The sequence below is a fragment of the Dyadobacter soli genome, assembly GCF_900101885.1.
Taxonomy (GTDB): Bacteria; Bacteroidota; Bacteroidia; order Cytophagales; family Spirosomataceae; genus Dyadobacter; species Dyadobacter soli.
The window spans coordinates 1-18451 of record NZ_FNAN01000001.1 but is presented as its reverse complement, the minus strand read 5'-3'; the positions used below and the strand labels follow the sequence as shown (position 1 = coordinate 18451).

At 50.9% G+C, this 18451-nt stretch carries 15 protein-coding genes; 8 read left to right on the top strand and 7 right to left on the bottom strand.

The genetic code is table 11. The features are described 5' to 3' along the window. Positions 1 to 34: 34 nt before the first annotated feature. Both BLQ88_RS00075 and BLQ88_RS00070 read right to left on the bottom strand, forming a co-directional pair. Entirely contained in the window at positions 35 to 1171 is a 1137-nt protein-coding gene (locus BLQ88_RS00075) for a cytochrome-c peroxidase (protein WP_090145537.1), read from the bottom strand. 167 nt (positions 1172 to 1338) lie between these two features. After that, complete coding sequence (locus BLQ88_RS00070) at positions 1339 to 3753, bottom strand: ABC transporter permease (RefSeq protein WP_090145536.1); 2415 nt, start codon at positions 3751 to 3753, stop codon at positions 1339 to 1341. A 231-nt stretch (positions 3754 to 3984) separates the two neighbouring features. On the opposite strand from BLQ88_RS00070, the gene BLQ88_RS00065 reads away from it, so the two are divergent. From BLQ88_RS00065 to BLQ88_RS00055, 3 genes are all read left to right on the top strand, one after another. After that, positions 3985 to 5340 carry a hypothetical protein gene (locus BLQ88_RS00065; RefSeq protein WP_090145535.1) on the top strand — a complete coding sequence of 452 codons (1356 nt, stop codon included), beginning with the start codon at positions 3985 to 3987 and terminating at the stop codon, positions 5338 to 5340. Between the two features lie 45 nt (positions 5341 to 5385). Beyond that, the gene (locus tag BLQ88_RS00060; protein WP_176884829.1) at positions 5386 to 6288 is read left to right on the top strand and encodes a helix-turn-helix domain-containing protein; all 903 of its coding nucleotides are present in this window, start codon (positions 5386 to 5388) and stop codon (positions 6286 to 6288) included. A gap of 86 nt (positions 6289 to 6374) precedes the next feature. Beyond that, a complete protein-coding gene (locus tag BLQ88_RS00055) occupies positions 6375 to 7610 on the top strand; it encodes an MFS transporter (RefSeq protein WP_090145533.1) in 1236 nt (411 codons plus the stop codon). Positions 7611 to 7624: 14 nt separating this feature from the next. Here BLQ88_RS00055 and BLQ88_RS00050 read toward each other — a convergent pair whose 3' ends face one another. After that, the gene (locus BLQ88_RS00050; protein ID WP_090145532.1) at positions 7625 to 8764 is read right to left on the bottom strand and encodes a TlpA disulfide reductase family protein; all 1140 of its coding nucleotides are present in this window, start codon (positions 8762 to 8764) and stop codon (positions 7625 to 7627) included. A gap of 149 nt (positions 8765 to 8913) precedes the next feature. Here BLQ88_RS00050 and BLQ88_RS00045 point away from each other — a divergent pair, with 149 nt between their 5' ends. The 4 genes from BLQ88_RS00045 (at position 8914) to BLQ88_RS00030 (ending at position 13368) form a co-directional block, all read left to right on the top strand. Continuing rightward, positions 8914 to 10338, top strand: coding sequence for a sulfatase (locus tag BLQ88_RS00045; protein ID WP_176884827.1), 1425 nt, complete (start codon positions 8914 to 8916; stop codon positions 10336 to 10338). A gap of 692 nt (positions 10339 to 11030) precedes the next feature. Further along, a complete protein-coding gene (locus BLQ88_RS00040; RefSeq protein ID WP_090145530.1) occupies positions 11031 to 11828 on the top strand; it encodes a glycosyltransferase family 2 protein in 798 nt (265 codons plus the stop codon). Continuing rightward, positions 11812 to 12660, top strand: a complete 849-nt coding sequence (locus BLQ88_RS00035; RefSeq protein WP_090146256.1) for a glycosyltransferase family 2 protein — start codon at positions 11812 to 11814, stop codon at positions 12658 to 12660. Before BLQ88_RS00040 ends, BLQ88_RS00035 begins: the two co-directional genes overlap by 17 nt. A 3-nt stretch (positions 12661 to 12663) precedes the next feature. Beyond that, positions 12664 to 13368, top strand: coding sequence for a glycosyltransferase (locus tag BLQ88_RS00030; protein WP_090145529.1), 705 nt, complete (start codon positions 12664 to 12666; stop codon positions 13366 to 13368). Here the strand turns inward: BLQ88_RS00030 and BLQ88_RS00025 are convergent. Genes BLQ88_RS00025 through BLQ88_RS00015 form a run of 3 tightly spaced genes read right to left on the bottom strand, consistent with a single transcriptional unit; the run spans position 13365 to position 15641 of the window. Beyond that, positions 13365 to 14228, bottom strand: coding sequence for a glycosyltransferase family 2 protein (locus BLQ88_RS00025; protein ID WP_090145528.1), 864 nt, complete (start codon positions 14226 to 14228; stop codon positions 13365 to 13367). The two genes, BLQ88_RS00030 and BLQ88_RS00025, sit on opposite strands and share 4 nt — an antisense overlap. A 24-nt stretch (positions 14229 to 14252) precedes the next feature. Then, on the bottom strand, positions 14253 to 14633 hold the full coding sequence (locus BLQ88_RS00020; protein ID WP_090145527.1) for a sugar 3,4-ketoisomerase: 381 nt from the start codon (positions 14631 to 14633) through the stop codon (positions 14253 to 14255). 18 nt (positions 14634 to 14651) lie between these two features. Beyond that, a complete protein-coding gene (locus BLQ88_RS00015; RefSeq protein WP_090145526.1) occupies positions 14652 to 15641 on the bottom strand; it encodes a glycosyl transferase in 990 nt (329 codons plus the stop codon). A 267-nt stretch (positions 15642 to 15908) separates the two neighbouring features. On the opposite strand from BLQ88_RS00015, the gene BLQ88_RS00010 reads away from it, so the two are divergent. Beyond that, positions 15909 to 16691 carry a methyltransferase, TIGR04325 family gene (locus tag BLQ88_RS00010; RefSeq protein ID WP_090145525.1) on the top strand — a complete coding sequence of 261 codons (783 nt, stop codon included), beginning with the start codon at positions 15909 to 15911 and terminating at the stop codon, positions 16689 to 16691. A gap of 128 nt (positions 16692 to 16819) precedes the next feature. On the opposite strand, the gene BLQ88_RS00005 is transcribed toward BLQ88_RS00010, so the two are convergent. Beyond that, positions 16820 to 18355, bottom strand: a complete 1536-nt coding sequence (locus BLQ88_RS00005; RefSeq protein WP_090145524.1) for an IS1182 family transposase — start codon at positions 18353 to 18355, stop codon at positions 16820 to 16822. Positions 18356 to 18451: the final 96 nt, after the last annotated feature.

The window sequence follows — 18451 nt, the reverse complement described above, 5'->3', positions numbered from 1 at the left end:
ATGTATACTTCAAACCAAATGTAGCCTGCATGCCTTATCTACCCATCACCGGCAATCCGCTGGGAACACTTTCGGGTACCGATTTGTCGAACGAATCGTCATTGAGCGTATTCAAAAACTCGACGATCCGCGATATGTCTTTGAAATTGACGTCCATATGCGTCGCAAGCGGGTCCACCTGCCCTTCTTTTACATAAGGGTTCAGCAGTTTACCACCGGCGATATCTTCATAGAACATGAGCACCTGGTCGAGCGTGGCGAACTTGCCGCTGTGCATATAAGGGCCGGTAAAGCGGAGGTTGCGGAGTGTCGGTGTGCGGAATCCGTACTTTTTATCGGCTCCCGAGTCGCTTTCCTTCCGGTTTTCGGTGTCGGGCACGCCCAGGGTGTGCAATTTGAAATCCGAGAACATCGGGCCGGAATGGCATTTGGCACAACCCGTAACGAGGAATGCATTCATCCCCTCTTTCTCGCCGGTCGATAATGCATTGCTGTCGCCGCGCATGTACTGGTCGAAACGCGTGTTGGTCGCGATGAGCGTGCGCTCGTACGCAGCGAGCGCGCGTGCGAGGCTGAGCTGGCTGACGGGCGACTGCTCTGCCGGAAAAGCCACAGCAAACAGCCGGCGGTATTCGGGGATTTTGGAAAGCCTGATCACGACTTCATCCAGGATACCGGTTTCGTGAAAGCCGTTCCCGCGCATTTCCTCCAAAGTCCTGATCGGTTCCAACGCCTGCTGTTCCAAGCCTTTGGCGCGCATATCCCAGAACATCGGAGCGGATGCCGGGTCGTATTCCTCATTGTTTCTGAGCCCGTTAAAGGCGGTATTGAGCACGCTTTGTGAGTTTCTTTTTACAAACGGAATGTCGTTGGGATCCACAAACCGGCGGCTTTGCCCACGCCCGACACCATTTACGCCAATGGACGTTTCGAGGAATTCGGCATAGTTAAATTCGGGCTGGTGACAGGTGGCGCAGGATACATCTTTGTTCCCCGAAAGTACCGGATCGAAGAATAACAACCGGCCCAGCGCCACCTTTTCGGGCGTCGAGGGGTTATCCGCGGGATCGACAGCCTTCAACGGCAATGCGCCCAGGTCGGCGATCGTTTCCACCCGTTCTTCTTCCTTTTCCGACGGTGCATTTCGTTCGCCACTGCAAGCCCAAAGCATAGTGGCCGCACCCAGGGTTAAAATACAGTTCCTTAGTATTCCAATCGTTATTCCTGCCATTCCAAAATCTCCTGTTCAACTCAAACTCCCTTATATAAGGCGAGTAGGAACTGAAATTTACCATTCACACGACCTGAATAACAATGACGAAGGTCATACTGTTCTTCTTAATCGGCCCGCAAATTCCGGACGGGGTTCAGCAGCGCCGTCTTGACAGCCTGGAAACTGATCGTCACCACCGCCAGCAGCAATGCCGCCAGGGCAGCCACTACCGGCACTTCCCAGCCAATGGTAATGCGGTAGGTGAATGCTCCCAGCCAACGATCCATCGCCCACCAGGCCAATGGCAGCGATACCGCGATGGCAATGAGCACGAGCAGCAGGAAGTCGCGCGAGAGCAGGAATGCCACACTGCCCACCGAGGCGCCCAGCACTTTTCGAACGCCTACTTCTTTCACCCGCAGCTTCGCCGAATAGGCCGATAACCCGAACAAACCGAGGCAGGAAATGAATATGGACAATGCCGCAAAGCCGGTGAACACTTTGCTCATGCGGTTCTCGGTCACGTAAAGCTTGTCGAGATTTTGGTCCAGGAACGAGTAGGTGAATTTAGCATCCGGTGCCAGCGCGTGCACGCGGCTTTCAAGGAACTGGATGGTCGCGGGCAACGACCCGCCCTTCACTTTCACGAGAATGTAATTGGACCGGAAAGGGATATACTGGATCACCAGCGGCTCCACGCCTCCGTGCAGCGAAGCAAAATTAAAGTTCTTGACCACGCCTACCACCGTACCCGTATCACCATCGGCCACAAATGCCTCACCGACCGGATTTTTGAGGCGGTACACTTTGACAGCCGCTTCGTTGAGGATAAATTCATGGTTTTTGACTTCGGGAAATTGCTTGCGGAAAGCCCTGCCGTCTTTCAGCTGAATACCGAGCGTGGTTAAGAACTTCTCATCCGACCAGAGCATGCGCGAGTTTTCCGGCAGCGGATTCTGCTCCGGCCGGTGCAGCGGCGACGCGTCGTAGTTACCGAAACGTTCGCCTGGCAGCGTGGAAATGATTGAAAAACTGGCGATGTTGCTGTTTTTTGACATATCGTCCGCGAGTACGCCGTATTTTTCCTGCATCTGGTCGTACATCGTTACGGCCACCAACTGGTCTTTATTGAAGCCAAGATCTTGTTCATGGAATAACCGCATTTGCCGGTAGACGATCATCGTGCCGAATATCATGAACACCGAGACTGTAAACTGGAAGACAATCAGCCCTTTTCGGACGAAATTCACGGTCGTGCCTGAAAGGCGCTTGCCTTTCAGCGACACCACCGGGTTGAACCGCGCCACAAACCACGCCGGATACAGCCCCGCCAGCAATGCAATGCCTATGATGAGCAATGCGACGATGCCCATATTGGCCCAGGTAAACATGCTTTCGAACACAAAACCACCCGAGGCTACATTGGTATAATAAGGGATAATGATTTTGAAAAGCAGCACCGCCACCGCCGTAGACAGCAGGGTAATGAGCAACGATTCGCCCAGGAACTGCCGCAGCAGCTGGCCCCGCGTGCCGCCCACAACTTTGCGCAAACCGATCTCTTTCATGCGGTTGAACGCGAGCGCGGTAGAAATATTGATGAAGTTGACGGTCGCTACGAGCAAAATGAATATTGCCGCAACGGCGAAAATATAGATGTAGGTAATATCGCTGTTGGGATACATTTCCTTTTCCAGCTTTGAATGCAAATGAATGTCGCGAATAGGCTGTAAATGCAGGTGACGGGTGGCGAGGATCTTTTGCTCGGAATCGCCCGAAGGTTCAAAAAATTTAACGGCAAATGCAGGTAATGCGGCCTCAACCTGCGCCTGCGTAGTACCCTCGCGAAGCAAAACATAGTTGTAAAAGCCAGCCCAACCGGTGTTTTCCATCATCCGCTGGTTGATATATCGCTCAACGGTCGGCATCGAAACCAGGTAATCGAACTGGAAATGGCTCGGGAAATCGAGTGCTTTTACGACGCCGGTTACCAGCAGCGGTATTCCGGCACGCTCGTCGCGGATCGTTTTGCCCATCGGATCGGCGTTTCCGAAGTACTTTTTCGCCATGGCCTCGCTGAGTACGATGGTGTTCGCGTTTTTCAACGCAGATTTCGGGTCGCCCGCCGCGAATGGCAGCTCGAACACCTCTGTCACGTTTTCATTAGCAAAAAAACCGCCCTTTTCTTCAAACCGCTTCACCTCACCGCCGGGATTGGTGTAGCTGAAAAGCTGGTACGGAAACAACCGGTGCAGCCTCACGCCCGCCTCGATCTGCGGAAAAGCACGCTGCAATGCCGGCACCAGCGGGGGCGCAGTGGCAGCCCAATGCCGGGCGTCTTCGTCGGTACTTTGGTAAGTCACCCGGTAAATGCGATCGGCCTTTTCAAAACCTTTCTCGTAGCTCAGCTCGTGGCGGATGTGAAACGTGATGAGCAGCACACCGGCAATGCCGACAGCCAGTCCCGTGATATTGACGAATGAAAAAGTCTTGCTTTTCCAGAGGTTACGCCAGGCGATTTTGAGGTAATTTCTGAACATGGCTCAGGATGTTTTTACGCGAAATGATATGTCTGCTGCGGTAGGGTAGTAAAAACAAATGCCAAATACACAAGCAATTGTATTTCAATTAATTAAATAAAAATAAACTAAAAATAATGTCCATTATCGCACAGATGTGACCGAAGAAGGACGCTTTTACAACCTGTACGCGAAACGCACTGAGTATCATTTAGTTTTTACTAACTTTAACAGGTAAACGACGGTAAACTTATGAAGCGAATTCTATCCCTGACACTGTTATTGGCATTACTTTTCCAGCAATGCAGGAAAAAGGATGGCCCTATCCCTCAAACCGGTCCCATTGAGGAAATAGACGTAATCGATATCTCCGTCGACGGTGTCGAATCGAAGGACGTCATCGTCGAAAAGGACCTGATAGTCATTCACTTACCTGAGAATTATGCGGGTGGCGATTTTATCAAACCGCATATCACATTCGGAACGGGATATTCCAGCCGGTCGGAGCTTGTGAAAGGGTTTAGTTTTGAGGGAAAAGAGTTGAGCCTACCGCTCGAAAGCGCCACGAGAAATCCCCGGACTTTTCAAATTATCGTAATTCCACATAAGTCTGTCACGCTCACGGAACCTGCGCGCGATCACCAGGTCGTGCTGGGGCCGGACGCCGCCATTGCGGTACCGGCCAGCTTTGGCGGCACGAGGTTCACAGTAAATGATAGCGGGGCGATTGTCCAGCATCCGGTCGTTGTGCTGAAAAACCAATCGACAGGCGCGATAGCCCACTGGTTGTACCCGACCGAGAAACATTCGGAGGACGGTCAGAAGCTCAGCCTTGCATTTCCGCCCACCATACCCGCCGGCACTTATACAGCAGAGGTAATCTGGGGCGCGAAAACCGAGGTTTTGTCACGTAGCATCACCATTCAGCCCGGCGCGCTGCAACTTCAAACGCCAAGATGGCAAATGCTCCAATCCACCCGGTATTTCGAATTGAGCGGCTACAATATTCCAAAAGACGGCAAATACGAAATGACCATCGGTAACGACCACGCAGCGTCGCTCAGGATTCCTTTACAGTTCAAAAACGCCGGTGCGCTGAGCGGTGAGCTGCCCGCCGACCTTCCAACCGGCAATTACAAAGCGATTTACTGGAAAGACGGCAAGGTCGTGGAGCCTTACGACGACAAAACGGGTGTTGAAAAATACATGGGCGAGGATCAATTCTATATCAAAAAAGCGACGGATCAGCCGGTTTTGCGTATTCTCAGCCAGCCCTCCCGCAGAAAATCGTTTGTCACGGAAATGGGGGTCCGGCTCGGTTACTTCCCTTCCTTCGTGGATGTTTCCCGGAGCGAGCCGATCATCGCCTACCGGCAGCGTTCGGGCGCTTTTCCGGATAGAAACGACCTCGTGCTGGTGGACGCGCAAAGCAAAAAAGAATACATTATGTCTTATCAAGGCAATTTCTACCCGATTTTCGATGGCTTTATAGTGTTCCTGGCCTACGAGATTCCGAATGATGTTCCGGCGGGAAAGTATGAAGCATACATGATTACCGGCAACGACAAAACTGAGAAGTACGGCCAGTTCATTCATATTATGGACTAATAAATGGTTATCTTTGGCTTTGATTTGTATAACACCAAAGTACCCATGCATACCGAAACGCTTCAACAGTTTTACGAACGGACGAAACAGCCAATGCCCGCGGAACTGGCGTCGCAGGCGAATGTCAGCCATTTCAATGTGAAGCAGCGCACCTGCCTGAACCGCATGACGCCGTACAACCGGCGCGATTACTATAAGATATGCCTCATCATCGGGCAGGGCATGCATGTTGCCGACGGCCGCGAAACGCCCATCGAAGGCGCGGGCATTATCTTTTCCAATCCGGGGGTACCGTCGTCGTACCACGCTGTTTCGGAATCGCAAACGGGGTTTTACTGCCTTTTTAATGACACATTTTTGCTGAACAGCGTCCGGCAGGAGGTCCGGTACCGGAGCGCGTTGTTCAATCCTGCCATTCAGGCGGTTATCCCGCTCACAACGGCCGACCAGGAGCGCTTTCGCCAGCTATTCGGCGAGATGGAATCCTTATTGTCAGGCACTTATACCTACCGTCTCGATATGATCCGGAGCGTTTTGCAAATGATCATCCTCGAAGGAATCCGTTTACAAGGGCCGGTCGTGAGCGAAAACACCAACGATCGTCTGATTTCGCGCTTCTTCGGATTACTCAACCAGCAATTCCCCGTCGACTCACCGGAAAATCCATTGCGACTGCTCACTCCCGCCGCGTACGCCGACCAGTTGAGCATCCACGTGAACCATTTGAATAATGTGCTCAAAAAATCGACCGGCAAAACCACCCGGGAGATCATTCACGAGCGCATTGTGGAAGAGGCTAAAACACTGTTACTGAACACAGATTGGGATGCCGCCCAGATCGCCTACACGCTTGGTTTTGAATATCCTTCCCATTTCAACAAGTATTTCAAACAAAACACCCAAACTACTCCCCTGCTCTTCCGCGAGCAATTGCGGCATGCCAACTGACATTTGATTTGTATAAGCATTGCTTTGATTCTTATTACCTGTGATCCCGCTTGCAGCCCTACCTTTGGGACATTAATTGTAAGCATATGAAAACACTTAAAGAATCCAATAAAGCAGTAAGTACCGTTCTCGCCTTGGCCTTGATCCCCATCACCGGCTTCGCGCTCGACGTGTTCATTCCCTCGCTCCCGGCCATGAGCGCACGGCTGCACGCTACGCCTGAAGCCGTACAGCTGTGCATTTCTATTTTTCTCGCAACTTACGGCGTGAGCCAGCTGCTGGTCGGCGGCTTGCTGGACAGCTACGGTCGCTTCTGGCCTAACATCTTCGCCCTGGCGGGTTTCGGCGTCGCCAGTTTCGTCATTGCCGGTACCGAAAACCTGGAAATAATATACGTCATGCGGGCGATTCAGGGGGTAATGTCGGCGGTGATCGTGGTGAGCAAGCGCTCGTTTTTCTTCGATCTTTTCCAAGGCGAAAAACTGAGACATTACACCAGCCTGTTCTCGGTGATCTGGTCGGCGGCACCCATTATCGCGCCATTTCTGGGCGGCTACCTGCAAACGCATTTCGGCTGGCAGTCCAACTTTTACTTCCTCGGCGTATTCGCGCTGGCATTTCTCGTATTGGAGCTCGTATTCAGCGGCGAGACCATCGCCGCCAAAGCGCCATTCCGCCTCAAAACCATTGGCAATGCTTATCGATCGATGCTCGGCACCTGGGATTTCACGTCGGGCTTGCTCATTCTTGGCCTGTCGTACGCGGTGCTGATGATCTACAACATGTCGAGCCCGTTCCTGATCGAGGAAGTAATGCATTACCCTGCGACGGTCACCGGCAATTGCTCCATGATTTCAGGGCTGGCCATGCTGGGCGGCAGTTTGTTATCGAAAGCGCTCATTTCCAAGCCATTTTACAAACGACTTTTCACGGCGGCCATCGCACAACTGACCGTGTCGGGGGCGCTCATACTGCTCACATTGCAGTACCATAACCTGTACACGCTGATGGTCTACGTGGTTTTGCTCCATTCGGCATCCGGCTTTATTTTCAACGGCATGCTTGCCTATTGCCTTACCAGATTTTCACAATACGGTGGCCTGGCAAGTGGCCTGACAGGCGGCGGCTACATTATTTCCACCTCGGCATTCAGCTACATCATCGTCAAAACCATTCAGATAGATAGCCAGGTGTGGCTCGGCGCGGGCTACGCGGTGCTGATTTTCGCCGTGCTAACGCTCATTATCCGTACGAAATGGATTGAACGCGGCGCAAAAAGCGAAGCATTGAACGAGCAGGAAGTCAGATTGGCCGTAGAGTAAAACCGGATGGGATACTATTTCCCCGCCAGGATGCTTTGTAATTTTTCGGGCAAATCTTTCCCCCGCAAATCCCGGGCAACGATCTTACCCTCAGGGTCGATCAGGAAGTTGGCCGGGATTCCGCGGATTCCATACAATTTGGCGACGGCATTGTCCCAGCCTTTCAAATCGGTGACCTGCTTCCAGGTCAGTTGATCCTTTTCAATGGCTTTGAGCCAGGCGGCTTTTTGAGACGGGCCATCGAGCGACACGCCGAGTACCTCGAAACCCTTGTCGCGGTACATCTTGTATGTAGCCGCGATATTTGGGTTTTCCTCACGGCAGGGCCCGCACCAGCTTGCCCAAAAGTCCAGCAGCACATATTTACCCCGGAAATCGGAAAGCTTCACTTCGCTGCCGTCCACGGCCGGTTGCGTGAAATCCGGCGCAGGTTTCCCGGCCTGCACCAGGCTCTGCGAGGCGAGCAATACCGGTATTTCCTTACCCATCGGCGTATTTTTGAGGTTTTCCGGTAACTTTTGATAAGCCTTGGCGGCACCATCCGTCACGGCAGGCTGCGCCGCGATGTGCGATAAGCTGATGACGCTCAGGTACGAATCCGGGTGCTGGTTCACGAAATCGAGGTGCACCTGAAAGCTTTCGTTCAATAACTGCCGCTCTCTCGCCACAAAACCGTCGAACACCGACTTATCCTTTTGCTTTTCGGCCGGTAATGCTTCGAATTCCTTTTGCAAAGCCGTAAAATCGTCCTCATTCTTTTTCAGCATCGTCCGGAGCTTCTTATTTAGCTGATTGATTTCAGAACCGGCGATCACGACGTTTTTCAAAGAATCACTGGCCGACATTACCTGCTGCTCGGGCGCAAGGTAAAACCGGAGGTAATCCATTTTTTCGCCTGCTTGCAGTTTGGTTTTATAAGGGTCTTTATGAAGATAGAGGCCCGCCAGCGCCGGGTAATCCAACTTTCCTTTGAACTGAAACCCACCGTTTTGAACCGTGGCCGAATCGGTAACATGCCGGTCGCCCACCTGGTAAATGAGAAATATTTTATCATTGTTTTTCAACTGGCTCACTTTACCCTGAATGGTGAATGCGGATTGCGCCATCGAAAACAGGGGAATGGAAGATATAATCAGGGTTACCAGACCTTTCATTGAGTGATATTTTAGTGAATAACGGTTACTTGTGTAACGAATGGCAAAAGATGGCTATTGCAGGTTCCTACCGTCTTATGTTTTGGAATAGTCTTTATCAATATTAAAAACTATAAATTTGATAGGTTAACAATACAACAATGCATTCTGTGAAATTTCTCCTACTGCTGGCGCTGGCTGGTGCAGCACTCAATACCCACGGCAGGCCAAATGCGGCGCCGAAGCCGAATGTGCTTTTTATCATGGTGGACGACCTTCGGCCGGCAATGGGTTGCTATGGTGATGCCCTCGCACGCACCCCGCACATGGACGCGCTCGCACGTACAGGCACGCTATTCAGCCGCGCCTATTGCCAGCAGGCGGTATGCTCCCCCTCGCGTACGTCCATGCTCACAGGCCTGCGACCCGACGAAACGCAGGTATGGGGCTTAAAAAGGGCATTCCGGGAGACCATGCCGGATGCCGTCACGCTGCCGCAGCATTTCAAAAACAATGGTTACGTTACGGCGCAGGTCGGGAAGATTTTCCATGACCCGGCATCGCATCAGGACAGTGCCTCGTGGTCGGGGCCGGTTATGTACAATGTCACGGGCAATGGGAAAGGCCACAAATACATCCTCGACGCCAATCTGAAAGGCGGAAAAGGCGCGTCCACCGAGCGCGAAACCACAGCCGATACTTCCTATATCGATGGCAAGGTAGCCGAGGCGTCCATCGAGGTATTGCGGCAGGTTGCGGGGAAACCATTTTTTCTGGCGATAGGCTTCCGGCGTCCGCATTTGCCGTTCACCGCACCTGATAAGTACTGGAAGCCGTTTGATAAAACCAATTTCCCTTTTCCAAAATACCAACGTCCCAAAAACGCGCCCGCCATCGCGTTCCACAACTCGCAGGAGCTGCACGGCTATTCGGATATTCCGCAGCAAGAACCCATTTCGGAACAACTGGCGAAGCAATTGTGGCAGGGATATTACGCAGCGGTGAGCTACACAGATGCCCAGATCGGTAAGGTACTTGCTGAGTTGGATCGGTTGAAGCTCCGCCGGAATACCATTATCGTACTTGTGTCGGACCATGGTTTTCACCTCGGCGAGCAGGGCCAGTGGGCCAAATCGACCAACTTTGAAAATGCAGTCCGCGTGCCATTCATCATCGCTACGCCGGGCATTGCAAAGCCAGCGAAGTCGGACGCGATTGTGGAGCTGCTCGACTTGTATCCTACCCTTTCGGAGCTTTGCGGCTTGCCGCGGCGAAGGGAGGTACAAGGCCACAGCTTGTCTGCATTGCTTCAAAATCCTCAGGCTGCATTCAAAGGTTTTGCATTGAGCCAGTTTATCCGCCCATACGCTGCCCTGCAAAATGAAAGCAAGATCGAAACCATGGGCTACTCACTCCGCACCGACCGCTATCGCTACACCGAATGGTATCGCTTCAATACCGATTCGGTCGTCGCGCGCGAGCTTTATGATCACCGGAACGACCCGGACGAAACGGATAATATCGAAGCGCAAATGGCGGGAACACTGCGCGATTCGCTGCGCAGCCAGCTCAGGGCATTGATCGGGAAGAAATAACGACGTATCAGTGTATTGATCTGTATAGGATTACCACTAATTACTATACGATTTTCGCAAATCCATCCGGAACGAAACGGGGCTTTTTCTTGCTTGGCTAACGGGTCCATTCGATTGCCCAGTCGGGAGTTTTGAATAACCCACCGGCAGCCTGGCAGACTAACGCAATTAGCCTTAAAAACGCCATTCAAGCGCACAGAGTGGCTTTTTTCTGTATATTCTTACCTAATCCACTCCAAATCAACATTCAGAGGAAGATTAAAAATAAATTAGAAAAAATCAGAAACTGCTTTGCTTTAATTATTATACTTTTTCGATCTTTATGACGTCTCCAAAAAAGAGAAGACGCTCAATCCCTAACAAACGTAAAGCATGTCCCCTATCAACAGTTTTCTGCATAACCTCTCGCCGCAGGTCCGGCGCAAATACCGCCCAACGTATAGTAACACAAGTAACTGGCGGTTTCCCGAATAATTCCTCATTTCCCGGCCTGAATTGTATTTTTCCTCTTTCGGATAGGCAATTATCTATTTAACCGATGAATTATCATTCGGTTACAACCATGGATAATCCGCGTGTGTCTCATGCTTGCTATATCCCTTCAAAAAGGAAAAGTATGGTTGACAATCAGACCAGGAAGGCTTTTGAAATATCCGACACCAGGTGTATCAGGAAAATAACTCAGATTATTGATGGTCTCCGCACAGACAACATCGCTCATTATCGCTACTTATAACTGGGCGGAAGCGCTGCATTGCAGCCTTTTGAGCGTTAGTAAGCAAAAAATTTTACCAACGGAGGTGGTTATTGCCGACGACGGGTCCGACGAACGGACCAAAGAACTTGTCCGCAAAATGCAGGAAAAGTTTCCCGTACCTATCATCCATGCCTGGCACGAGGACCTCGGTTTCCGTAAAAGCCAGATTCTCAACAAGGCGGTCGGCCAATGCTCGGGTTCGTATCTAATCCAGGTGGATGGCGACGTGCTTTTGCATAGCTCGTTCATCCAGGATCACATCGCGGCGGCCGAGCGCGGCGCCTTCATACGCGGTACGCGTGCGCGCCTTACGCCCGCGAAAACCGACGAGCTGCTCCGGAATGCCGATTCGACTGTAAGTATCTTTTCAAAGGGCGTTTACAACCGCTTCAATGCCGTGCGGCTGCCGGTGCTGCAATCGCTCGGGCAGCGAAAGGAAATGAAATCGCGGAGTGTGCGCGGCAGCAACCTGGCATACTGGAAAGACGATTTCCTGCGGGTAAACGGCTATAACAACGAACTCAGCGGGTGGGGCCACGAAGACGAAGAACTGGCAGCCCGCTTCATCAATAACAATATCATCAAGAAGATCGTGAAGCTGGGCGCGGTGCAATACCACCTTCATCACGAAGAACTGCCCCGGTCGAACGAGCCGTTTCATCGCGAGATCATCGAAAATACCCTGCTAACAAAAGTCAAAAGATGCCGTAATGGATATGAAAACCTTCTCTAAAAGCGCGCTGATTATTTCCACCTACAATTGGCCGGAAGCATTGCAGCTTTGCCTGCTCAGCGTATTGGGGCAGTCGGTATTGCCCGATGAAGTAATTATCGCCGATGATGGCTCCACCGGGCAAACCGCGGAGGTGATCGAAGCGTTGCGGCCGATGTTTCCGGTGAAACTGGTTCATGTATGGCAGGAAGACGAAGGTTTTCAGCTGTCAAAAATCCGCAATAAAGCCATTGCCACGAGTTCGTGCGACTACATTATCCAGATCGACGGCGACCTCATTCTCCATAAAAATTTTATCAAAGACCACCTTTCACTGAGCAAACGGGGGACTTTCGTAGCAGGCAGCAGGGTGCTGATGAACCGCGAACTTTCCGAAAAAATGCTCAGCCTGCGCAAGTCGCAGGTCACGCCGTTCCAGTCGGGGCTTGGCAACTTTACGAACCGGTTCAGCATTGCATGGCTAAGCCGGTACATGGCCGACCGTTACAAAACGCACGATATTTTCGCATTGCGCGGCTGCAACATGGCGTTCTGGCGCGAGGACCTGCTGCGCGTGAACGGATACAATGAAGTTTTTCACGGCTGGGGCCGCGAGGATAATGAAATTGCAGTCAGGCTGCTTAATTCGGGTCTCAAAAAACGCGCCGCCAAATTTGCCGGGGTCGTTTTTCACATTTACCACCCCGAGGTCGACCGTGGCCATTGCCCCAAGAACGAGGCATACCTTACGGAGGCATTGTTGAACAAGACGGTGTACTGCGGCCAGGGGCTTCATCAATACATTGCCCACGTCGAGCCGGTGCGACTGACCGAAAGAGAATTTGCGCTTTAATGCATGAATAACCCACTGATCTCCGTCATCCTGGTCACATACAATGCGGAAAAGTTTTTGCAACGGTGCCTCGACAGCATCTACGATCAGCAATATCCTCATTTAGAGATCATTGTCATGGACGGCGGCAGCACCGACCGCACCGCCGCTATCCTTTATGAAAATACCGACAACATCGCTTTCTGGAAAAGCGAACGAGACAGCGGTATTTACGAGGCCATGAACAAAGCCCTCGACCACGCGCGCGGGCAATGGATCTACTTCATTGGTGCCGACGATATTCTAACCTCCGCATTCTCCGGAATGGCGGAACAGTTAACCGATACGCAAGCGATTTACTACGGAAGCGTCCTCAAAGCAGGCCAGAAATACCTGGGCGAAATGGCGCCTTACAAGCAGGCGAAGACGGGCATCAACCACCAGGCGATCATCTACCCGGCGGGGATATTTTCCACGCGCAGGTACGACACCCGTTACCGCATTTCCGCCGACCACGTGTTCAACATGCAGTGTCACAGCGACAAGCGTTACCAGTTCATTTTCAGAGATTTCGACATTGCTATTTTCAACGATACGGGCATATCGTCGTTGCAGAAAGACGCCGTCTTCGAGCAAGAAAAAGCCGGACTGATCTTGCGACATTTCGGCCCGGCTATTTACCTGAGATTTTTGTTCAAAAGGTTGAAGGAGCGGCTTTTCAACCGCTAAGAAACATTCTGCATCACCATTCCGGCATTTCTGTCGAATACAATTTTGGGAGGCAAACCGAGCACCTTCGCCAACAGGCGGCTCCGCCATTTTCTTTTGGGTACTATTCTAATTAAAAACATCATCACGCGGCAAAGTGCCAGTTGTGGTGCATTGCTGTTTTCTTTTGCGAGCAAACGCTTCATTTCTGCAAGGTATTGATCGCGCTGATTGTAGCTCTTCTGGTTTTCGGTCCGGAAGCGGAAGCCACCGAGCATGAATGAGGTCGAATACAAGCGCTCGTACTTGAAAAACCGCAGCCAAAGCTCGAAATCGGCCGCTAATGCATAATTCTGATCGATAAAGCCACCCGCCTGCTGCCACAATGTGCGCCGCCAGAAAACGGATTCCTGCTGAATAAACCGCCCATCGTACAATTGCAGCCGTAACCGCGACCAGCGTTGACCGTACGGCAGGTCGTCGTATACGAACGGCCGGCCCGCTTCGTCGAAAAACGTGTTGGTGCCCATAATCCATTTCACATGCTCAAACCGCCCGAACATTTCCGCAACCGTGAACAGGGATTTCGAATGGTACATATCATCGGCATTGAGCCAGGCCATGATGTCTCCCGACGACCGCGCGAAGCCTTTTTGTAATGCGTCGTACAGGCCGTTATCGGGCTCGCTTACCCAATAGGCAAGCTGCTGCTCATACTTCTGGATAATGTCTACCGACCCATCGGTACTGCCGCCGTCGATGATCATGTATTCCAGGTTGGGGTAGCCCTGCCCAAGCACGGAAAGAATGGTACTTTCCAGGTATTTCGCCTGGTTGAACGATGGGGTCACGACGGTAATTTTCGGCAGCGGGGTATGCATTACATCTGGCTCGTTAACAATCCGTTAAGTAAGCGAAAATTCGTATTCCCGGGGCTCCTGCACGACGATCTCATGCTCGAATGGCTCTGAGGCCAGCACCATCAGAATGGATTCGTCCGTGATTTCGAGCATCTCGTGACGGTCTTCGGGCGCGAGCAGCAGGCATTGGTCCGCCGTATTCAGCACAAAGCGTTGCTCTTCGGTACCGGTGTGGCTGGTAATGAGGCAACTTCCTTTCAGACAAATGACAGCCTGCTTCATGGCCTGGCGCCTGCCGCTATTTTTGAAATGATCGGGCCCGTTGACGTAAAAGATACGTTTGATTTCGAACGGGATCACGCGCTCGATGACAGTCAGGCTGCCGCGGGTATCCGTAAAGGTTTTCAGGTTGATTAAATGAGCCAAGGGGTGTTTACGATTAGATTAGGTTAATGCATTCTTTTTGGTATAATTCTTATAGCGGCCCCGCAACCGGAACTGTATACGTCGCGACAAACTGACCTTTATCCATTTCAAAACCATCGGTGGCTCATGGAAAACAGCCGTCGGATCAGTCGCTATGATTTGCGATTCCGCAGCGGAAAGTGCTTGGATATAGGGGCCGTATACATACCGGACGATGCCTTCGGGAAGTCGGTATTGCTCGGCTGTGAGACGGAAGCTGCCATCCACACAGTACCGGAAATCGTGAAAATGGTAGAATACGAGCGGGACCGCCTGTTCCCCTGATTTGCGCACAAACACCTGCTCATTCACATTCTCACAAGCATAATCGACAGAGTTCCAGGGCGCAACCCCACCACCCGCATGGGCCAGCACGTGTACACCTGCGAAGCGCTCGGTCCAGTCGTCGAGGTACTTCTGATCCCCGAACTTGCCGTCCTCGAACCGGGCATAGCACCATTCCAGGCAGGCATTCATCCACCAGGCAAGCGTTGCCAGGCCGTCGGGTGTATTTTTAAATGTCACAAACTGAACACAGTAAATGCCGCTATTCTCCGACTGATCGTACTCCGCGGCATAGCGGTGCGCGGTGATCAGCACGGAATTTTCGCCCATTTCGTCGGTGAGGACTTTCGGGTTGGCAAAAAACAGCAGGTCCGCATCGACATAAGTGCAATGGTCGAGAGCAAACGTGTGAATGCAATGCCAGATCGTGAAGGACGTGCAGGTCCAGCAATACTCCCCCGCCGTACGTGTACCCTTTACCGCCAGCAGGTCGGGGGTTTCGAATTCTTGCAGTGAAATGACTGTCGCGTGCGGCAGCTCCAGGCGGCGCAGCAATGCATCGGAGGCATCGTCGAATGCGAAAATATACAAGTGAAAATCAGCCCCTTGCCGCACCAGCGAATGGTACATCGCCAATCCCCGCGAGAGGTAGCCCGAGTTGAAAAGGGTACAAAAATGCTGCATTAAAGTATGTTAGGGGTAGAAGAGGGTAACTTCTTGTACAAATATCTGTGATAAATCGTAAAAGTGGCTATCCTCCCGGTTGGTAAAATAATATATTACCGACTATTTTTTCAGAGACAAGGTTGGAAAATATCTTTTGAAATAATTGACTGTCAGTTATATAATTTACAACTACGCTCATATTCATCGAGTTGGCTGTGCTAAGATCGTATTATACCGGAGTTACTAAATAAAGCCTTAACTTGCGGGCAATCCTAAAAGAATAATATGTCGTTCTTTAAACCCAAAAAGAAGAATCCGTACGGCTGGTTTGGTGACTACAAAAAATGGGAAGCACTCACCGCGCTGTCCGGAGGTTACGAGGCTGAGCCTATTTTGGAAAAAACGAAGAATGCGCTCCTGAAAGTGAAGAACGGCGAAGCGGTGTACGAGCGCGATTCGGTTTTGTTTGATCAAAAAATCTATCCCTATTCCGTCATTTCCGCGCTACTTTATGCTGCTATCGAATGCGGCAACGAGCTGAATGTGATCGATTTCGGCGGATCATTGGGCAGTACCTATTATCAGGTAAAAGACGTCGTTCCGCAAAACGTGCGGCTGCATTGGAGCGTTGTGGAACAGGAAAGTTACGTGCGCTGCGGGCAGGCGCATTTTGAGGATGAAATATTAAAATTTCATTTCACGATCGAAGAAAGTATGGCAGCGCAAAAGGCCAATGTACTGCTGCTATCGAGCGTGGTGCAATACCTCGAAAAGCCCCACGATTTCCTGGAAGAGATTAAAAAGTACAATTTCAAATACATCCTCGTCGACCGGACGGCCTTCATCAAGGGCGACCGCGCCGACCGGCTCACGCTGCAAGTAGTGCCGCCGGAGATTTACGAAGCCCATTATCCCGCCTGGTTTTTCAATGAAAAGCGCTTTCTCGCACATTTCGAAGGCTACGAGATCAAAATGGAGTTCGAATCGTTTGTGGCAGGCGAACAGGAAATGGAGATCGACCACGTGAAGGCCGGGTATGACAAAGGATTTTTCCTGATAAAAAAATAGAGGGTGTCTCAATTAAAAAACGAGGCACCCTCTTTCATTTTATTTTTGATGATCTGGAATCGGCAGTAATATCTTAGACAAGAAGCTATTGGGCTCGATTTGGTTAATGAAGGCAAAAAACGGCTGTCTTAGGCCGCTCTTTTCCTTAGATTTTGGGCTAATGCTATTAATCCCCACTCGATTTCGACCTTTTGCTTGCCGCGGAGCATGAATCGCCGGAAGCCGTGATTGTTTTTGATGTTGCCAAAGACCGGTTCAACATCATAGCATCGCTTCTTTCGTTTCTGGATGCCTTCTTCACTTGTTAGCAGCTGGTCAGCTTGCTGCTTTTGCCTTTCTAGATTGACATTTATCTGAATCACCCGATCGCCTTGTGACTTGTGACAAGCTCCGTTCAATGGGCAATTTTGACAGTTTCTGGCTTTGTAAAGCCTTACGGTCTGCCCAAAGCCGGTGGTTGTTTTCCTTGTCCGATCGCCTATGTAAGCCATTTTCTGACCCATCGGACAGATATAATAGTCCTGCCCCGGGTTGTAATAAAGTTTGTCGGTGGCAAATGGGTGTTTCCTGTTGAAGGCGCGGTTCTGGCGTTTGTCAAATAGGTTGTACTTCACAAAGGCAGTCACCTTCTTTTCTTCCAATAAAGTGTAGTTTTCCTCCGAGCCGTAACCGGCATCGGCAGTCAGCGATTTGGGGGCAGCGCCAAAGCTTTTCTCATGCTGTTCCAGGTGACTGGACAGCGTGTTCGTATCAGTGGTATTGGGGTGGATGGAGTAATTTACGATGAACTGATTTGAGGTTGATATCTGAACATTATAGGCAGGTTTGAGCTGGCCGTTGCGCATATGGTCCTCCTTCAACTTCATAAAGGTAGCGTCAGGATCGGTCTTGCTATAACTGTTTCGTCTACCTAAAATGGCTTCCTGCTGCTCGTAGCGGGCAATATTGGCCGGGTAATGCTTGGTCACATAACCCAGTTTGGTCTTCATTTTCTTGTCGATGTTCTCCTTTTTACCGAGCACCTGGTTAAGCGTATCGACCGTATCCTGGACTTTCTCCTTATTGATTGTGGTCAAGTCTGGCGGCTCGGGCATGTTGTCTTCGGTGGCAGCCACGCTCTGTGCATACGCCCAGATCTCAGCCAGTTGTTTTTTCATTTTCTCCTTATTGCTGGCAATCGCCTTCTTCCAGACAAATGTGTATTTATTGGCGTTCGCTTCAATTTTGGTTCCATCGGTAAATACTTCCTCAATGCTCAGATATCCTTCCTGGGCAAGCAAGCTGACCACTTGCTCAAAAATCGTCCTGAACGTATCCTTTAAACGAACGCCCCTAAAACGGTTAATGGTGTTATGATCAGGGAAGCTCATTGAGCTCAAATACATAAAGTAAATGCTCTCCTTACAAGCCGCTTCCAGCTTCCTACTTGAATAAATATTGCTCATGTAGCCGAATACAAGCACTTTTAACAGCATCTGGGGATGGTAGCTCGCCGGGCCGGTCAGGTAGTAGGCAGCATTGAGCGACTCTAAATTGATCTTATTGATCACATCATCGACCACACGTACAACGTGACCTTTGGGGACTAATTCATCTAAACTTGGGGGAAGCAGCATTAACTGCTGCTGGTGATAGGGCTTGAAATTAGGCTGTCGTCGACCCATTTTTCCTTGATTTGCTTATACCTAAAGATAATCAATTCAGAAAAATTACCCAACCATGAAAATGAAAAAAGACTGCCTCATGTGAGACAGCCTCTT